The organism is Streptomyces sp. NPDC102259, from assembly GCF_044766465.1.
Taxonomy (GTDB): domain Bacteria; phylum Actinomycetota; class Actinomycetes; order Streptomycetales; family Streptomycetaceae; genus Streptomyces.
In genome coordinates, this window is record NZ_JBIWMA010000012.1 from 150,170 (window position 1) to 167,374 (window position 17,205).

Annotated in this window: 11 protein-coding genes; 7 read left to right on the forward strand and 4 right to left on the reverse strand. The window is 71.4% G+C overall.

Annotated elements, in window-relative coordinates; genetic code table 11:
• Nucleotides 1-180: 180 nt before the first annotated feature.
• On the forward strand, nt 181-972 hold the full coding sequence (locus ACIRPU_RS26315) for a hypothetical protein (protein ID WP_403871571.1): 792 nt from the start codon (nt 181-183) through the stop codon (nt 970-972).
• A gap of 39 nt (nt 973-1,011) precedes the next feature.
• Here the strand turns inward: ACIRPU_RS26315 and ACIRPU_RS26320 are convergent, their stop codons facing one another.
• The gene (locus ACIRPU_RS26320; protein WP_355704065.1) at nt 1,012-1,512 is read right to left on the reverse strand and encodes a MarR family transcriptional regulator; all 501 of its coding nucleotides are present in this window, start codon (nt 1,510-1,512) and stop codon (nt 1,012-1,014) included.
• 168 nt (nt 1,513-1,680) lie between these two features.
• Complete coding sequence (gene lon, locus ACIRPU_RS26325; RefSeq protein ID WP_403871573.1) at nt 1,681-4,095, reverse strand: endopeptidase La; 2,415 nt, start codon at nt 4,093-4,095, stop codon at nt 1,681-1,683.
• 203 nt (nt 4,096-4,298) lie between these two features.
• On the opposite strand from lon, the gene ACIRPU_RS26330 reads away from it, so the two are divergent.
• Nucleotides 4,299-4,955: a GNAT family N-acetyltransferase gene (locus ACIRPU_RS26330; protein WP_403871575.1), complete on the forward strand. Its 657-nt coding sequence runs from the start codon at nt 4,299-4,301 to the stop codon at nt 4,953-4,955.
• Nucleotides 4,956-5,086: 131 nt separating this feature from the next.
• Nucleotides 5,087-6,106: a DUF5954 family protein gene (locus ACIRPU_RS26335; RefSeq protein ID WP_403871577.1), complete on the forward strand. Its 1,020-nt coding sequence runs from the start codon at nt 5,087-5,089 to the stop codon at nt 6,104-6,106.
• Between the two features lie 39 nt (nt 6,107-6,145).
• Here the strand turns inward: ACIRPU_RS26335 and ACIRPU_RS26340 are convergent, their stop codons facing one another.
• A complete protein-coding gene (locus ACIRPU_RS26340; RefSeq protein ID WP_403871579.1) occupies nt 6,146-6,886 on the reverse strand; it encodes a rhomboid-like protein in 741 nt (246 codons plus the stop codon).
• A gap of 239 nt (nt 6,887-7,125) precedes the next feature.
• Here ACIRPU_RS26340 and ACIRPU_RS26345 point away from each other — a divergent pair, with 239 nt between their 5' ends.
• The 4 genes from ACIRPU_RS26345 to ACIRPU_RS26360 all read left to right on the forward strand — a co-directional run bounded on the left by ACIRPU_RS26345 (nt 7,126) and on the right by ACIRPU_RS26360 (nt 13,899).
• Nucleotides 7,126-7,812, forward strand: a complete 687-nt coding sequence (locus tag ACIRPU_RS26345) for a spermidine synthase (protein ID WP_403871581.1) — start codon at nt 7,126-7,128, stop codon at nt 7,810-7,812.
• Between the two features lie 122 nt (nt 7,813-7,934).
• Nucleotides 7,935-8,675: a response regulator transcription factor gene (locus ACIRPU_RS26350; RefSeq protein WP_384125076.1), complete on the forward strand. Its 741-nt coding sequence runs from the start codon at nt 7,935-7,937 to the stop codon at nt 8,673-8,675.
• Nucleotides 8,672-9,775, forward strand: coding sequence for an ATP-binding protein (locus tag ACIRPU_RS26355; protein ID WP_355704058.1), 1,104 nt, complete (start codon nt 8,672-8,674; stop codon nt 9,773-9,775). Before ACIRPU_RS26350 ends, ACIRPU_RS26355 begins: the two co-directional genes overlap by 4 nt.
• Nucleotides 9,776-10,077: 302 nt before the next feature.
• Nucleotides 10,078-13,899, forward strand: a complete 3,822-nt coding sequence (locus tag ACIRPU_RS26360) for a multifunctional oxoglutarate decarboxylase/oxoglutarate dehydrogenase thiamine pyrophosphate-binding subunit/dihydrolipoyllysine-residue succinyltransferase subunit (RefSeq protein WP_403871584.1) — start codon at nt 10,078-10,080, stop codon at nt 13,897-13,899.
• 158 nt (nt 13,900-14,057) lie between these two features.
• Here ACIRPU_RS26360 and fxsT read toward each other — a convergent pair whose 3' ends face one another.
• Nucleotides 14,058-17,099, reverse strand: a complete 3,042-nt coding sequence (gene fxsT / locus ACIRPU_RS26365) for an FxSxx-COOH system tetratricopeptide repeat protein (protein WP_403871586.1) — start codon at nt 17,097-17,099, stop codon at nt 14,058-14,060.
• Between the last annotated feature and the right edge of the window lie 106 nt (nt 17,100-17,205).

Sequence of the window (17,205 nt, forward strand, 5' to 3'; positions counted from 1 at the left end):
GACCTTGCACGGCAGGCCGGTTGGACGTGGGCGGCGGGCTTTGACAGTATTCGCCGCCACGCCTTCCCGGAGTGCTTTATTCCTACCCAAAACAGGCGTCTGACCTGCGGCGGTACGGAAGTTCGGGGAGTGATGCCAGCCTTTCGCAAAGGCTGTGGAGGGGTCGTGCAGACTGGCCGAATGCGTACGGAACTTGTGTCGGAGGCCGGCGATCGGGCGCGCCCCAACGAGGACTTCGCGAGTGTCGGACTTCCCGCCTCCGGACAGGGGGGTTCGCTCGTCCTGCTGGACGGAGTGACGCCCCCGCCGGGCGGCGCGGGCTGTCTTCATTCGGTCCCCTGGTTCACCGCGCGACTCGGCGGCGCCCTGACCGAACTGACCGTTTCACTCCCGGATGTTCCCCTGGTCGAGGCGCTCGCCCAGGCCATCGCGCGCACCGCCGAGGCCCATGGGGACACCTGTGACCTTTCTCACCCACGTACCCCGCAGGCCACCGTGGTCCTCGCGCGTTGGTCGCCGCTGAGCGTCGAGTACCTGGTCCTGTGCGACGCGACGCTGCTGCTGACCGCCCCGGACGGCACGGTCACCCCGGTCCGCGACGACCGGCTGGCCCGCCTGCCGCGCGCCCTGCTGCGGAGCGCCGAGGTCGTCGACGGCACGCTCCGCAACAAGGAGGGCGGGTTCTTCACGGCCGCGGCCGACCCCGCGGTGGCCGGCCGCGCGGTCACCGCGAGCGTGCCGCGCGCGCAGGTCCGTTCGCTGGCCGCGCTGTCGGACGGGGCCACCCGCTGGACGGAGCTCTTCCAGGAGGGCGACTGGACGGACCTGTTCACCCTCGTCCGCGAGGAGGGCGCCGGGGCGCTGGTGGAGCGGGTCCGGGCGCTGGAGCGGGCGGACGACGACGCCGGGCGGGCCCTGCTGGGCCGGGCGAAAACGCACGACGACGCGACGGTGGTGTGCGTGGAGCTGTGAACGGCGCCGTCGCCCCCCTCGGGGGCACGTCGCCGTCGGCTACTTCTCCATCCCGCGGTTCAGCTGGTGGAGCAGCCGGGCCAGCTCCGAGACCTCCTGGCGGTCCCAGTCCGAGAAGTGGGTGACGTACCGCTCGCGGCGGGCCTCGCGGACCCGGCGCACCCGGGTGCGGCCCTCCTCGGTGAGGTCGACGAGCCAGGCGCGGCCGTCCGCCGGGTCCGGCTCGCGGGCGACCAGCCCGAGCTGCTCCAGGGCGCGCAGCTGGCGGGACATGGTGGCCTTGCCGACGCCGATGTAGCCGGCGAGTTCCGTGGCGCGCTGGCGGCCGCACTCCTCCAGCCGGACGAGGAGCCCGTAGGCGGCGGACTCGAGGTCCGGGTGGACCTCACGGGCCATCTCCCCCTGGTTGGCGCGGGCGCGGCGCAGCAGCACCGTGAGCTCCCGTTCCAGGGAGAGGAACTCCCGGTCGCCCTGCTCCACACCGCGCGGCGACGCGGCGGACCCGCTGTCGCGTCCGTCGCCGTTTGTGTCCTCGTGCACGTCAGCACCCCTGATCTCGCCGGTCGCCGCCATCGGCGCAGCTCTTAAGTATTTCGCAGGCGGGGACCGGCGGCGCTTCCCAGGACCCGGGTGGGGGTCCGCGGCGGAACAGGGAAGGCCCGGGCCTCCCTCACGGGACCCGGGCCTTCCCCTTTCCGGTCGCGTCCGTCACGCCGCGACCGGAACCTCCGGCGTCGCGCCGTTCGTGGCGGGCGCGAGCGCCAGTTCCAGGACCTGGCGGACGTCCGTGACGGCGTGGACGTCGAGCTTGTCCAGCACCTCCGCGGGGACGTCGTCGAGGTCGGGCTCGTTGCGCTTGGGGATGACGACGGTCGTGACGCCCGCCCGGTGCGCGGCGAGCAGCTTCTGCTTCACCCCGCCGATCGGCAGGACCCGGCCGGTCAGCGAGACCTCGCCGGTCATCGCCACGTCCGTGCGGACGAGCCGCCCGGACAGCAGGGACGCGAGGGCCGTCGTCATCGTGACGCCGGCGCTCGGGCCGTCCTTGGGGACCGCGCCCGCCGGGAAGTGGATGTGCACGCCCCGGTCCTTCAGGTCGCCCACCGGCAGCTCCAGTTCGGCGCCGTGACTGCGCAGGAAGCTGAGCGCGATCTGCGCCGACTCCTTCATCACGTCACCGAGCTGGCCGGTCAGGGTCAGGCCCGCCGCGCCGGTCTCCGGGTCGGCCAGCGACGCCTCGACGAAGAGGACGTCACCGCCGGCGCCGGTGACCGCGAGACCGGTCGCGACACCGGGCACGGCGGTCCGGCGCTCGGCCGGGTCCTGGGCGGACTCGGGCACGTGGTGCGGCCGGCCGATCAGCGCGCGCAGATCCTCGTCCCGGATGGTGAACGGCAGCTTCCGCTCGCCCAGTTCGTGCTGGGCCGCCACCTTGCGCAGCAGCCGCGCGATGGACCGCTCCAGGGTGCGCACCCCCGCCTCGCGGGTGTACTCGGCGGCGAGCTTGCGCAGCGCGCTCTCGTCGAGGGCCACCTCGTCCTTGTCCAGGCCCGCCCGCTCCAGCTGGCGCGGGAGCAGGTGGTCGCGGGCGATGACGACCTTCTCGTCCTCGGTGTAGCCGTCGAGGCGGACCAGCTCCATACGGTCGAGTAGGGCCTCCGGGATGGCTTCGAGCACGTTGGCGGTGGCGAGGAAGACCACGTCCGACAGGTCGAGCTCGACCTCCAGGTAGTGGTCGCGGAAGGTGTGGTTCTGCGCCGGGTCCAGGACCTCCAGCAGGGCGGCCGCCGGGTCGCCCCGGAAGTCGGATCCCACCTTGTCGATCTCGTCGAGGAGCACCACCGGGTTCAGCGACCCGGCCTCCTTGATCGCCCGCACGATCCGGCCGGGCAGCGCGCCGACGTAGGTACGGCGGTGGCCGCGGATCTCGGCCTCGTCGCGGACGCCGCCGAGAGCGACGCGCACGAACTTGCGGCCCATGGCGTGGGCGACGGACTCGCCGAGGCTGGTCTTGCCGACGCCGGGCGGACCGACGAGCGCGAGCACGGCGCCGCCGCGCCGCCCGCCCACGACACCGAGGCCGCGCTCGCCGCGCCGCTTGCGCACCGCGAGGTACTCGGTGATCCGCTCCTTCACGTCGTCCAGGCCGGCGTGCTCGGCGTCGAGGACGGCGCGGGCGCCCTGGATGTCGTACCGATCCTCGGTCCGCTCGTTCCAGGGCAGTTCGAGGACGGTGTCCAGCCAGGTGCGGATCCAGGAGCCCTCGGGCGACTGGTCGCTGGAGCGCTCCAGCTTGTCGACCTCCTTGAGGGCGGCCTCGCGGACCTTCTCGGGCAGGTCGGCGGCCTCGACGCGGGCGCGGTAGTCGTCGGACTCCTCGCCCTCCTGTTCGCCGTTGAGCTCGCGCAGCTCCTTGCGCACGGCCTCGAGCTGGCGCCGCAGCAGGAACTCGCGCTGCTGCTTGTCGACGCCCTCCTGGACGTCCTTGGCGATCGTCTCGGCCACGTCCTGCTCGGCGAGGTGGTCGCGCAGCTGCTGGGTGGCGAGCTTCAGACGGGCCACCGGGTCGGCGGTCTCCAGGAGCTCCACCTTCTGTTCGGTGGTCAGGAACGGCGAGTAGCCGGAGTTGTCGGCGAGCGCGGAGACGTCGTCGATGGCCTGCACGCGGTCGACGACCTGCCAGGCGGCGCGCTTGCGCAGCCAGGCGGTGGCGAGCGCCTTGTACTCCTTGACGAGTTCGGCGACCTGACCGGGCAGCGGCTCGGGGACGGTCTGGTCGACCTTCGTCCCCTCGACCCACAGGGCGGCGCCCGGCCCGGTGGTACCGGCGCCGATCTTCACGCGGCCGCGGCCGCGGATCAGCGCGCCCGGGTCGCCGTCGGCCAGTCGGCCGACCTGCTCGACGGTGCCGAGCACACCGGTGCTCGCGTAGGTCCCGTCGATGCGCGGCACCAGGAGTACCTGGGGCTTACCGGGCGTTGAACGGGCGGCGGCCTGGGCCGCCTCCACCGCCGCACGCACGTCGGTGTCGTTCAGGTCCAGCGGAACCACCATGCCGGGGAGCACGACCTCGTCGTCGAGCGGCAGCACGGGCAGGGTGAGCGGAGCGGACGTCGATGCCATGATCTCCCCTTAGGCAGTCAAGTTGAGCTATGCCGACTCAATGCACGTGAGTCTCCGAATGTTCCCCACGGGACGGTCCGTTCGCTGTGGGCGATCACGACTGTTCCGGCGGGCGGCTTCGCCCTTACGGTCAGACGTAATAGGTCAACGGGTTTCGCACCTCTTACCAGCATCTTCTGGTCAGGCCGTCATCGGGGGTTCGTATGGATCGTTTCGTCCAGGCATGGGTGGACGGGTGGGTCGTGTCGCGCGGGGCGGCTCCGCCCGTGGCCGAGCCCTGGGGCTGGACCGTCGACGTGGGAACGGGAACGCGTCACGTCACCCGGCACGTGCTCGGCGCGACGAACGAGGCCGTGACGGAGCCGACCGTGCGGAAGGTGGCGGGCGCGGTGACGGGGGCCGGCGTGTGGCTGAAGGTGTTCGCCGACCCGGCGGTGGTCGGGCCCTGGCTGGGGCCGCACTGGCGGATCGACCCCGAGCCCGGCTTCCTGATGACGGCCCCGCTCGCGGACGTCCCGCCCGGCGCCGCCCCCGACGGCTACCGGACCCGCACCTGGGCGCGCGGCGGCGTGACCCGCACCATGATCGCCGCCCCGGACGGCTCCCTGGCCGCGCGCGGGCAGATCGCCCCGACCGGCGCCACGGCGGTCGTCGACCAGATCGAGACCTCCCCCGGCCACCGCCGCCGCGGACTCGGCGCCCTCGTCATGCGGACCCTGCACCGCGCGGCGGTCGCACAGGGCGCCCGGACCGGCGTACTGGGCGCGACACCGCAGGGGCGGGCACTGTACGAGTCCCTGGGCTGGCGCGTCGAGTCATCGCTGACCAGCGCAGAGTTCACGGGAGACACGCGGGGGTGACGTCAGGCGGCCGAGAGGGCGCATCCGTCGGTGCCGCACGACGGGGCACGCCCCTCGCGCCCCCTCTCCGTACCCCGCCCACTTCCGGCATTCACTCCGAAGTCACCCTCCCGCGCGACCACAATGCGCGTATGAGCGATGACTGGAAGCGACGTCTCGACGCCCTCCACGCCGACCTGGTCCGCCGTGACGACCCCGTCGCCTGGGTGACGGAGGCGGACGCCGTCGAGGCCTCACGGCGCTATCCCCACATCGCGCTGCGCGGACCCGTCTTCGGCGTCGCCGCGCGGGACCGGTCGGCTGCCGCGCCGGGCTGGCGGCTGCTGAAGCCGGTGGTGGACGGCATGCCCCAGCAGGCCCGGGACGGGCTCAACTCCCACCTGTGGTTCAAGGCCAAGGACGGCACCGACGACCCGGCCGTCCGGCGCGAACTGCTGGCGGCCGTGGCCGTGCTGGAGCGGGCCCCGGCCGACGAGGTGGAGGCGCTGGGCGTGCGCTACCGGGTGGTGCGCGGCGACGAGTTCGCCCGGACCGGCGACGAGGGTCTGGAGCCGCCCCGGCCCACCGACCTCGAGCCGGTGAGCCCGTCGTGGGAGGACCCGGGCGCCGCCCCGTCGCCGGACGTGGGATACGTCCTGGACCTCGACCGGGACGAGGGCCCGATGGCGGGCGCCCTCCGGCTGGGCCTGCGCGACTTCACGTACTCGGGTGACCGCTTCCCTCCCGACGTGCGCGCGGACTCCGAGTGGGCGGCCCGGACGCACCCCGACGTGGTGCGGCTGCCCGTCGGCTTCTCGGTGGCCGAACGCGACGGGTCGGGCTGGACCCCGTGCGGGTCCCTGGCGGCGACCCCGCACGAGGCGCGCCGCTCGCTGTACGAGGGGATGGCCCGCGTCTGGGCGATGCTCTACCGCTTCGACGAGCACAAGAAGGCCCTGTACGCGCGGGCCGCGGAGGCGTTCCGGGCGGCCGGCCGGGCCGACGAGGCGAGTGTGGAGGACCGTCTGTTCCGGATCTGCCGCGTCGAGCGGATGGTCCGCCTGGGCCCCGACGGCCCCGAGCCGCCCCGCCCGTCGGACCTCGACGAGTACGGCCCCATGAAGCTCCACCCGACCCTGCACGCGGACGGCAGGGTCCAGTACGACGACTGACCGGGGAAGGACGGGCGCCGAGCGCCGGCCGGGAGACGCTCAGCGGCCGGGGAGCGGTCGGACCGACGGCAGCCGCCGGAGCCACGGCCAGGTGCCGACGCCTATCGCCAGCGCGATCAGGTGTCCCCAGTTCGTCATCGGGTCGGTGAAGGCGATCAGGTCCTGGAGCAGCATCCCGCCGAAGGCGACGAGCAGCGGCCAGCGCAGCCACGGCCCGAGCAGACCGGCCAGGGCGCCGACACTCGCGGCGACGCCGAAGCTGATGCCGTAGTCGAGGCGGTGCAGCGAACTGTCGGGCAGCCGGCCCACGAGCACGGCCAGGCCCACCGGCACCTCGGTCGCGAGGGTGGCCAGCACATGCCCGAGCAGGAAGACGACTGCCGTACGGACGCCGCCTATGCGCCGCTCCAGCGTCGTGAGGACGGCCAGGAAGCCGAGCGTGAACGGGGAGGCGAAGCCGCCCGCCACCCACAGCGCGCTGGCCACCAGCACCAGCACGGGGGTTCGCACCAGATGCGCGACATCGGTGCTGGAGCCCTGGTGCAGGGCGTGCACGAGGGCGGGTCCGGCGTGCGCGGTGACGAAGGAGGTGACGGCGAGGACGGCCGCGTACGCGAGGGTGAAGGGGGCGGGGATCCGGTACCGGCGGCGGGGGCCCGGCCCGGCGGGCTGGTCGGCGGGCGGGTCGGCGCGGGGTGGGACGCGCTGGCCCGGGATGCCGTCCAGCAGCCCGCGGACGTCGGGCGGCGGCGGGCTCGTGGGTGCGGCCGTGCGTTCCACCGTGCGGCGCTCCTTCCGTTTCACCCCACCCTTCGTGTCGCGCCGGTCCGCTGTCTGTGACCGACGCCACGACCGGGCCGATTCACAGCAAGCTCCGAGACTTCTCCCGGCCTGTCCCCACGCGCCCCGCAGCCCCTCCGAAACCGCGCCGAGGCCGTTCCGAACCGATGTACGTCAACCTCATCCGCCGCTCACGGAAATCCCTCAACAAATCGTCAGGGAAGTGCCAGGATGGGCCGATGCCCATCCCGTACGACATCCCCGACGCGCCCGAAGTGCTGGACCGTCGCGAGGGCCCCTACGGTGAGGTCGTCCTGCGCCGGCACGGGGAGTTGCTCCAGATCATCGCCAACGGCTGCTTCCTGATGGACACCTCGGACGGCCGCTCGGAACGCCTCCTGGTCGACGCCGCGCTCGCCGCGCTGAACGGCCGCCGCTCGCCAGACCTGCTGATCGGCGGCCTCGGCGTCGGCTTCTCCCTCGCGCACGCCGTCGCCGATCCGCACTGGGGCACCGTCACGGTCGTGGAGCGCGAGCGCGCCGTCATCGACTGGCATCTCGACGGCCCACTGGCCGCGCTCTCCGGGGACGCGCTCGCCGACCCCCGGTCGAAGATCGTCGCAGCGGATCTGCTCGACTACGTCAATGAGACATGCGACACGTTCGACGCGGTATGTCTCGACATCGACAACGGGCCCGACTGGACCGTCACCGAGGGCAACGACAGCCTCTATTCCACGGCCGGACTCGCAAGCTGCGCCCGGGTGTTGAGACCCGGTGGGGTGCTGGCCGTGTGGTCCGCCCAGCCCTCTCCGGAATTCGAGGGAACCATGGGGAATGCCGGGTTCCAACAGGTGCGTACCGAAGAGATCCCGGTTGCCCGAGGCGTGCCGGACGTCGTGCACCTCGGCGTCCGACCTGGATAGCAAAGCCGTGGTGACTCCCCGTACGCTGCACCCCTGACGCCGATCATTTACGCGTCAACCGCAGTCATGCGCAGACAAGGGATCACCCCACTGGTTCCGGAAAGCACACTCAGGGGCGGGCGATGGAGCAGACACACACCGCACACAACAACACGGCGACGGCGACGCCGGGCGCGCAGCGGCGCGTCCTGGTGGTCGAGGACGACCCGACGATCGTCGACGCCATCGCGGCCCGCCTGCGCGCCGAGGGATTCCTCGTGCAAACGGCGGGTGACGGCCCGGCGGCCGTCGACACCGCCGAGGCCTGGCAGCCCGATCTGCTGATCCTCGACATCATGCTGCCCGGCTTCGACGGCCTGGAGGTCTGCCGTCGTGTGCAGGCCTCCCGTCCGGTGCCGGTGATGATGCTCACCGCGCGCGACGACGAGACCGACATGCTGGTCGGGCTCGGCGTGGGCGCCGACGACTACATGACCAAGCCGTTCTCGATGCGGGAGCTGGCGGCACGCGTGCACGTGCTGCTGCGCCGGGTGGAGCGGGCCGCGATCGCGGCGACGACTCCGCGCAGCGGGATCCTGCGGCTCGGCGAACTGGAGATCGACCACGCGCAGCGCCGGGTGCGGGTCCGCTCGGAGGACGTGCACCTCACGCCCACCGAGTTCGACCTGCTGGTCTGCCTGGCGAACACCCCGCGCGCGGTGCTCTCCCGCGAGCAGCTCCTCGCGGAGGTCTGGGACTGGGCGGACGCCTCCGGCACCCGTACCGTCGACAGCCACATCAAGGCGCTGCGGCGGAAGATCGGCGCCGAGCGGATCCGCACGGTGCACGGTGTCGGCTACGCACTGGAGACCCCGACGCCATGACCTCCGGGCCGGACGGACCGAGAAGCCCCGGGGAGCCCTGGGGCCGCGTACGGCCGTTCTCGATCAAGACCAAGCTGGGTGCGCTGGTCGTCGTCTCGGTGCTGATCACCACCGGACTGTCGGTGATCGCGGTGCACACCAAGACGGAGCTCCGCTTCATCACGGTCTTCTCGATGATCGCCACACTGCTGATTACGCAGTTCGTGGCGCATTCGCTCACCGCGCCGCTGGACGAGATGAACACGGTGGCCCGGTCCATCTCGCACGGCGACTACACCCGCCGGGTGAGCGAGAACCGCCGCGACGAGCTGGGCGACCTGGCCCAGACGATCAACGTCATGGCGGACGAGCTGGAGGCGCAGGACCGGCAGCGCAAGGAGCTGGTGGCCAACGTCTCGCACGAGCTGCGCACGCCCATCGCCGGTCTGCGCGCCGTCCTGGAGAACGTCGTCGACGGCATCGCCGAGGCGGACACCGAGACGATGCGCACCGCCCTGAAGCAGACGGAGCGGCTCGGGCGGCTGGTGGAGACGCTGCTGGACCTGTCCCGCCTCGACAACGGCGTCGTCCCGCTGCGCAAGCGGCGCTTCGAGGTGTGGCCCTACCTGTCCGGGGTGCTGAAGGAGGCCAACATGGTCGCCTCGGCGCGCGCCACGATGGGCTCGGGCGGCAACCACACGCGCACCGACGTCCATCTGCACCTGGACGTGTCCCCGCCGGAGCTGACCGCGCACGCGGACCCGGAGCGGATCCACCAGGTCGTCGCGAACCTGATCGACAACGCCGTCAAGCACAGCCCGCCGCACGGACGGGTGACGGTGAAGGCGCGGCGCGGGTCGCTGCCGGAGTCGCTGCAGATCGAAGTACTGGACGAAGGGCCCGGAATTCCGCGCTCGGAGTGGCGCCGCGTGTTCGAGCGCTTCAACCGGGGAGCCGTCCGCCGGCCGCACGGGCCGGGCAGCGACGGCGGTACGGGGCTGGGGCTGGCGATCGCCCGCTGGGCGGTCGATCTTCACGGCGGCCGGATCGGAGTGGCCGAATCCGAGCGGGGCTGTCGGATTCTTGTCACCCTTCCGGGAGAGTCTTCCGTCTCAAGTTGACGTAAAGTTCGAACCGGAGCCACAAGATCCACCGACGTTCGCGCAGTCGGACACGTGTGATCAGGCAGCGGACCGTCCCAGGTCGGCACGGGTCCGCACGCTCAGCGTGCGCGACCTGCATCAACGCACCCCTTTTGATGCGCAACCGCGCTTGTTTCCCGCCATTTACAGCCGCGAAACGCTCTTTCCGATGTGACTTACGCGACGATGCACCTGCCCGGCCTGACTCTCCCCCTCAAGGGGGCGTAGCCTTTATTCCCGCTGTCCATCACCTTGTGAAGCGGAAGAGGGCGGTTGCCGCCGTGTCGCCACAGTCCCCCAGTAACGCATCGAGCATCTCGACCGACGCAGACCAAGCGGGCAAGAATCCCGCTGCCGCGTTCGGGCCGAACGAGTGGCTCGTCGACGAGATCTATCAGCAGTACCTCCAGGACCCGAACTCGGTAGACCGTGCCTGGTGGGACTTCTTCGCCGACTACAAGCCGGGGGCCCCCACCGCCTCGGCTCCGGCGGGTACTGCGGCCGCGGGGGCCGCAGCGACCACCACGCCCCCAGCGCCCGCCGCACCGGCCGCTCCGGCCCAGGCGGCTCCTGCCGCCCCGGCCCCGGCCCCGGCCGCTCCGGCTCCCGCTGCGCCGACCCCCGCGCCGGCCCCGCAGCCCGCGGCCGCTGCTCCGGCCCCGGTGAAGGCGGCCCCGGCCGCCAAGCCGGCCGCGGCGAAGTCCGCGCCCGCCGCCTCGGCCGCGCCGGCGCAGGGTCCTGAGTTCGTGACGCTGCGCGGTCCGTCCGCCGCGGTCGCCAAGAACATGAACGCCTCGCTGGAGCTGCCCACGGCCACGTCCGTGCGCGCGGTCCCGGTGAAGCTGCTGTTCGACAACCGCATCGTCATCAACAACCACCTGAAGCGCGCCCGGGGCGGGAAGATCTCCTTCACCCACCTCATCGGCTACGCGATGGTGCAGGCCATCAAGGCCATGCCGTCGATGAACTGGCACTACGCGGAGAAGGACGGGAAGCCCACCCTCGTCAAGCCGCCGCACGTCAACTTCGGCCTGGCCATCGACCTGGTGAAGCCCAACGGCGACCGCCAGCTCGTCGTCGCCGGCATCAAGAAGGCCGAGACGCTGAACTTCTTCGAGTTCTGGCAGGCCTACGAGGACATCGTCCGCCGCGCCCGTGACGGCAAGCTGACGATGGACGACTTCACCGGTGTCACGGTCTCCCTGACCAACCCCGGCGGCCTCGGCACCGTCCACTCGGTGCCGCGTCTGATGCCCGGCCAGTCGGTCATCATGGGCGTCGGCTCGATGGACTACCCGGCGGAGTTCCAGGGCACCAGCCAGGACACCCTGAACAAGCTCGGCATCGCGAAGGTCATGACGCTCACGTCGACCTACGACCACCGGGTCATCCAGGGCGCCGCCTCCGGCGAGTTCCTGCGCGTCGTCGCCAACTCCCTCCTCGGCGAGAACGGCTTCTACGACGAGATCTTCGAGGCGCTGCGCATCCCCTACGAGCCGGTCCGCTGGCTCAAGGACATCGACGCCAGCCACGACGACGACGTCACCAAGGCCGCGCGGGTCTTCGAGCTGATCCACTCCTACCGGGTCCGCGGCCACGTCATGGCCGACACCGACCCGCTGGAGTACCGCCAGCGCAAGCACCCCGACCTGGACATCACCGAGCACGGCCTCACCCTGTGGGACCTGGAGCGCGAGTTCGCGGTCGGCGGCTTCGCGGGCAAGTCCCTGATGAAGCTGCGCGACATCCTGGGCGTGCTGCGCGACTCGTACTGCCGCACCACCGGCGTCGAGTTCATGCACATCCAGGACCCGAAGCAGCGCCGCTGGATCCAGGACCGCATCGAGCGCGCGCACAGCAAGCCGGAGCGCGAGGAGCAGCTGCGCATCCTGCGCCGGCTGAACGCGGCGGAGGCCTTCGAGACCTTCCTGCAGACGAAGTACGTCGGCCAGAAGCGGTTCTCCCTGGAGGGCGGCGAGTCCGTCATCCCGCTGCTGGACGCGGTGCTGGACAGCGCGGCCGAGTCGCGGCTGGACGAGGTCGTCATCGGCATGGCCCACCGCGGCCGCCTGAACGTCCTCGCGAACATCGTCGGCAAGTCGTACGCGCAGATCTTCCGCGAGTTCGAGGGCAACCTCGACCCGAAGTCGATGCACGGCTCCGGCGACGTGAAGTACCACCTGGGCGCCGAGGGGACCTTCACGGGCCTGGACGGCGAGCAGATCAAGGTCTCGCTGGCCGCGAACCCGTCCCACCTGGAGACGGTCGACCCGATCATCGAGGGCATCAGCCGCGCCAAGCAGGACATCATCAACAAGGGCGGCACGGACTTCACCGTCCTGCCCGTCGCCCTGCACGGCGACGCGGCCTTCGCGGGCCAGGGCGTGGTGGCCGAGACCCTGAACATGTCGCAGCTGCGCGGTTACCGCACGGGCGGCACGGTCCACATCGTCATCAACAACCAGGTCGGCTTCACCGCCGCCCCGGAGTCCTCGCGCTCCTCGATGTACGCCACGGACGTGGCGCGCATGATCGAGGCCCCGATCTTCCACGTGAACGGCGACGACCCGGAGGCCGTGGTCCGCGTCGCGCGGCTGGCCTTCGAGTTCCGCCAGGCGTTCAACAAGGACGTGGTGATCGACCTCATCTGCTACCGCCGTCGCGGTCACAACGAGTCGGACAACCCGGCCTTCACCCAGCCGCTGATGTACGACCTGATCGACAAGAAGCGCTCGGTGCGCAAGCTGTACACCGAGTCCCTCATCGGTCGCGGCGACATCACCCTGGAAGAGGCCGAGCAGGCGCTCCAGGACTACCAGGGCCAGCTGGAGAAGGTCTTCACGGAGGTCCGCGAGGCCACCGCGCAGCCCGCCGCCGGTGACGCCCACGAGCCGCAGGACAACTTCCCCGTAGCGGTGAACACCGCCGTCTCCGCGGAGGTCGTCAAGCGCATCGCCGAGTCCCAGGTCAACATCCCGGACTACTTCCACGTCCACCCGCGTCTGCTGCCGCAGCTGCAGCGCCGGGCGTCGATGGTCGAGGACGGCACGATCGACTGGGGCATGGGCGAGACCCTCGCGGTCGGCTCCCTCCTCCTGGAGGGCACCCCGGTCCGGCTGTCGGGCCAGGACTCGCAGCGCGGCACCTTCGGCCAGCGCCACGCGGTCCTCATCGACCGCGAGACGGGCGAGGAGCACACCCCGCTCCAGTACCTCGCCGAGGAGCAGGCGCGCTACAACGTCTACAACTCCCTCCTCTCCGAGTACGCGGTGATGGGCTTCGAGTACGGCTACTCGCTGGCCCGCCCCGACGCGCTCGTGATGTGGGAGGCGCAGTTCGGCGACTTCGTCAACGGCGCGCAGACCGTGGTCGACGAGTACATCTCGGCGGCCGAGCAGAAGTGGGGTCAGACGAGCGGTGTCACGCTCCTCCTCCCCCACGGCTACGAGGGCCAGGGCCCGGACCACTCCTCGGCCCGTGTCGAGCGCTTCCTCCAGCTCTGCGCGCAGAACAATATGACGGTCGCGATGCCCACGCTCCCGTCGAACTACTTCCACCTCCTGCGGTGGCAGGTGCACAACCCGCACCACAAGCCGCTGGTCGTCTTCACCCCGAAGTCGATGCTGCGCCTGAAGGCCGCCGCGTCGAAGGCGGAGGAGTTCACGAGCGGCCAGTTCCGCCCGGTCATCGGCGACTCGACGATCACCGACCCGGCGGCCGTGAAGAAGGTCGTCTTCTGCACCGGCAAGGTCTACTACGACCTGGAGGCCGAGCGTCAGAAGCGCGGCGTCACGGACACGGCGATCATCCGCCTCGAGCGGCTGTACCCGCTGCCGGGTGCCGAGGTCCAGGCGGAGGTCAACAAGTACCCCAACGCCGAGAAGTACCTCTGGACCCAGGAGGAGCCGGCCAACCAGGGCGCCTGGCCGTTCATCGCCCTGAACCTGATCGACCACCTGGACCTCGCGGTCGGCGCCGACGTGCCGCACGGCGAGCGCCTGCGGCGCATCTCGCGCCCGCACGGCTCGTCCCCGGCGGTCGGCTCCGCCAAGCGGCACCAGGCGGAGCAGGAGCAGCTGGTGCGTGAGGTGTTCGAGGCCTGAGCCGCCGAACCCGCCTGACGCATCCGTCCGACGCACCTGTCTGACGCATCTGTCTGACGGCGAAGGGCCCGCCCCCGGAGTTTCGGGGGCGGGCCCTTCGGCGTTGCCCGGCGGTTCGGGACCGCCGGGGACGACCTTGGGTCGCGGCCTGACGGCGCTCAGATGACCTGGGGTTCGAAGTCCCAGTAGGGCCGGTTGCGGGAGCGGGCCGAGACGGTGTGCGGGTGCTTGCTGCCGAGCGTCGCGTCGAGGTCCGAGAGAGCCTCCTGCTCGACCTTCTCCGCCTGCCGCCGGTCCCGCAGACCGCGCAGGTCCGCCGCGTACGCGATCCGCGCCGACAGGGTCAGCGGGTGGGTCCGGCCGAGCGACTCGACGGCCCGGGTCACCGTGTCCCGGCTGAGGTCGGCGGCGCTCTCGGTGTCGCCGACGATGTTGCGCAGGGCCGAGGCGTTCAGGGCGCAGCCCAGCGTCCAGGCGTGGTTCTCGCCCACCGCCTCGGTCATCGACGCCAGCGCCTGCTCCAGGAGGACGTGGCCGGCCTCCCGCTCGCCGACGTTGCGCAGGATCAGCGCCTGGTTGGCGCGGGCGCCCGACACGAAGGGGTGCCCGTCGCCGAGCATCACCTCGTAGCGCGCGACGACGGCCTCGCTGAGTTCGCGGGCCCGGTCGATGTCGCCGTGCTCGCGGGCGTAGCAGCTCTGGGCCGTCGCGAAGATCAGGGTCAGCGGGTGCGTCTCGCCCAGCACCCGCTCGCCGCGCTCCAGCACGCTGGAGAGCATCTCCCCGGGCTCCTCCCAGTCGATGCCGCGGTCCCGGCCGCGGTCACGATCGCCCAGGCGGTAGCGGCACAGCGCGAGGTTGTGCTCGGCGCTGAGGGTCTGCGGGTTGTCGCGGCCCATCACGAGCCGGCTCTCGCGGACGTTCTTCGCCTGGATGGACTCCGCTTCCGCGTAGCGGCCGAGGAGCCGCAGGTCGATGGCGTAGTAGATCTCGGAGCCGAGCGTCCACGGGTGACGGGCCCGCAGCAGCACCCGTCGGGACTCCAGGGTCTGCCGGTCGATGTCCAGGGCTTCCTGGTAGCGCCCGAGCAGCCGGAGGGAGACCGCCAGGTTGTTCAGCGAGTTGAGACTCCGCGAGTCCTGTTCGCCCAGCAGGTCGCGGTAGCCGACCAGCACCCATTGGGAGAGTTCCAGTGCCTCGTCGTAGCGGCCGAGGCCGCGCAGGTCGGCGGCGAGACCGGCCGCGGCCCGCAGATGCTCCAGGTCCTGGGGTCCGCGCTCGGCCTTCAGGTGCTCGGAGGCGGCGCGGCTGAGGGCCTCGGTCCCGGCGTAGTCGCCGACGGCGCGCAGCAGGTTGGTGTAGTGGTAGCTCAGCTCCCAGATCCTGGGGTGGGTGGGGCCGAGCAGCTCGCGCCAGGCCTCCATCGCGCGCTCGCCGAGCTTGATGCCGGCGTTGTACTCGCCGGAGAAGTACATGTAGCGCAGGCAGTTGAAGACCAGCCGCTGGACGGCCGGGTCCTGGGTCTGGAGCACGTCCGCGTACTTCAGATGCGGCACGATCTGGGCGTATCCCGGCCACAGGTCGGGGTCGGTGGGCCGGCGGGGGTCGGCCGCGGCGAGGGCCTGGCGTACGACGTCGATGAATTCCTTGCGGTCCGTGTCCGGCATGTCCTTGTGCACGATCTGGTGGACCATGCGGTGCAGGTAGAGCGACTCGCCGGAGGCCGCCGCCTCGTCGCCGAGCGCTTCGTGGGACTCCAGGCGGACCACCGAGTACTGGCGGAGCTGGTTGATCGCCTTGTTCCACAGCAGCGGGTCGTTGAGCAGTCCGGCGAGCTGTTCGGGCAGTGCCTCGCTGGACATCTCGCGCAGCAGGCGGACGGGGATGAAGCCCGGTGCGAAGAACGTGCACAGCCGCAGCAGGTCGACCGACTCGGGGACGGTGTCGCGGAGTTTGTTCAGCAGTATCGACCACGCGGTCTGGAAGGCGAGCGGGAAGTCCGCCGACACCTTCACCACGTCGCTGTCGATGCCGCCGTCGAGCAGGGCGATGTACTGGCGTACCGACAGGTCGGAGTCGTTCAGCCAGCCGGCCGTCTGGTCCAGCAGCAGCGGCAGGTCCTCCAGCGCGTCCGCGAGCTGGTCGGCCTCCACCTCCGTCAGCCGTGGCGCGCGGCGGCGGATGAACGCCACCGACTCGTCGCGGGCGTAGACGGGCACTTCCAGCAGCTTGCTGTTGTGCTCGGTCCATTCGGGGTTGCGGGAGGTGATGATGACGTGGCCGGGGCCGGTCGGCACCAGGTCCCAGATCTGGTCGGGTTCGTCCGCGCCGTCGAGGATCAGCAGCCAGCGCCCGTACGGTTCGCCGCGGCGCAGCGAGTCGCGGACCGCGCGCAGCCGCTCGCCGTACTCCTGGCCGGTCTGGAGCCCCAGTTTCGGGGCGAGTTCGGCGAGCAGCCGACGGTAGGTCACGCGTTTCTCGGCGTTGACCCACCAGACGACGTCGTACTCGGAGCCGAAGCGGTAGACGTACTCGGCGGACAGCTGGGTCTTGCCCACGCCCGACATGCCGTGGAACGTGACCACGCCGGCGCCCGGCTCGGCGTTCCGCAGCACGTGGTAGGCCTCGTTGAGCAGCGACTCACGGCCGGTGAACCGGGTGTTTCGGCGGGGCACCCCGCCCCAGACCTCGGGCATCGACGCCGGGAACCGGGGACCGCGGCGCGCCGCGTCGGCGGGCTCGGGCAGCGGGTCGGTCGGCAGGTCCAGCCGGTCGAGCAGCCGGCGCTCGGCCTCCTCGGCGCCCATGTTGGTCAGGTTGACCGGGGCGAGGACGGCGGTCGCCGAGGGCACGGACGCCGAGGTGACGGAGACGGCGGCGAACCGGGACGCGTCGGGGGCGACGACCTCGCGCAGCGCCGTGTTCCACTCCTCCTGCGTCCGGGGACCGAGTTGGAAGTACCACTCGCTGACGACGATGAGGATGCGGCCCTCTGCGAGTTCCAGGTCGCGCAGCAGGTCCACCAGGGGGACGTCCGCCGGGGAGTCCCAGCGCAGGTACACCACCCGCAGGCCGCGACGTTCGAGCCGGTCCCCGACCCAGGCCGCCCAGGCCCGGTTGAAACCCGCGAAGTGGATCGTGACCGTCTGCCTCGCGGCCCCTCTCCCGGTCGCCCCCACCGGTGTACGAGCTCCAGACATGCAGCGGCCTCCAGCGCGTAGTACCAAAATCCTAGAACCTCGGCGCGTCGTGCGTAAGTCCGCCGACTTCATCCACGCGTGCCTCGATTCGACGATCTTCGCGCAC

What these genes read in the sequence shown, in the direction of transcription:
- ACIRPU_RS26350 (WP_384125076.1), top strand. Translation starts at nt 7,935, where the DNA reads ATGGAGCAGACACACACCGCACACAACAACACGGCGACGGCGACGCCG.
- ACIRPU_RS26330 (WP_403871575.1), top strand. Translation starts at nt 4,299, where the DNA reads ATGGATCGTTTCGTCCAGGCATGGGTGGACGGGTGGGTCGTGTCGCGC.
- ACIRPU_RS26355 (WP_355704058.1), top strand. Translation starts at nt 8,672, where the DNA reads ATGACCTCCGGGCCGGACGGACCGAGAAGCCCCGGGGAGCCCTGGGGC.
- lon (WP_403871573.1), bottom strand. Translation starts at nt 4,095, where the DNA reads ATGGCATCGACGTCCGCTCCGCTCACCCTGCCCGTGCTGCCGCTCGAC.
- ACIRPU_RS26345 (WP_403871581.1), top strand. Translation starts at nt 7,126, where the DNA reads ATGCCCATCCCGTACGACATCCCCGACGCGCCCGAAGTGCTGGACCGT.
- ACIRPU_RS26335 (WP_403871577.1), top strand. Translation starts at nt 5,087, where the DNA reads ATGAGCGATGACTGGAAGCGACGTCTCGACGCCCTCCACGCCGACCTG.
- fxsT (WP_403871586.1), bottom strand. Translation starts at nt 17,099, where the DNA reads ATGTCTGGAGCTCGTACACCGGTGGGGGCGACCGGGAGAGGGGCCGCG.
- ACIRPU_RS26315 (WP_403871571.1), top strand. Translation starts at nt 181, where the DNA reads ATGCGTACGGAACTTGTGTCGGAGGCCGGCGATCGGGCGCGCCCCAAC.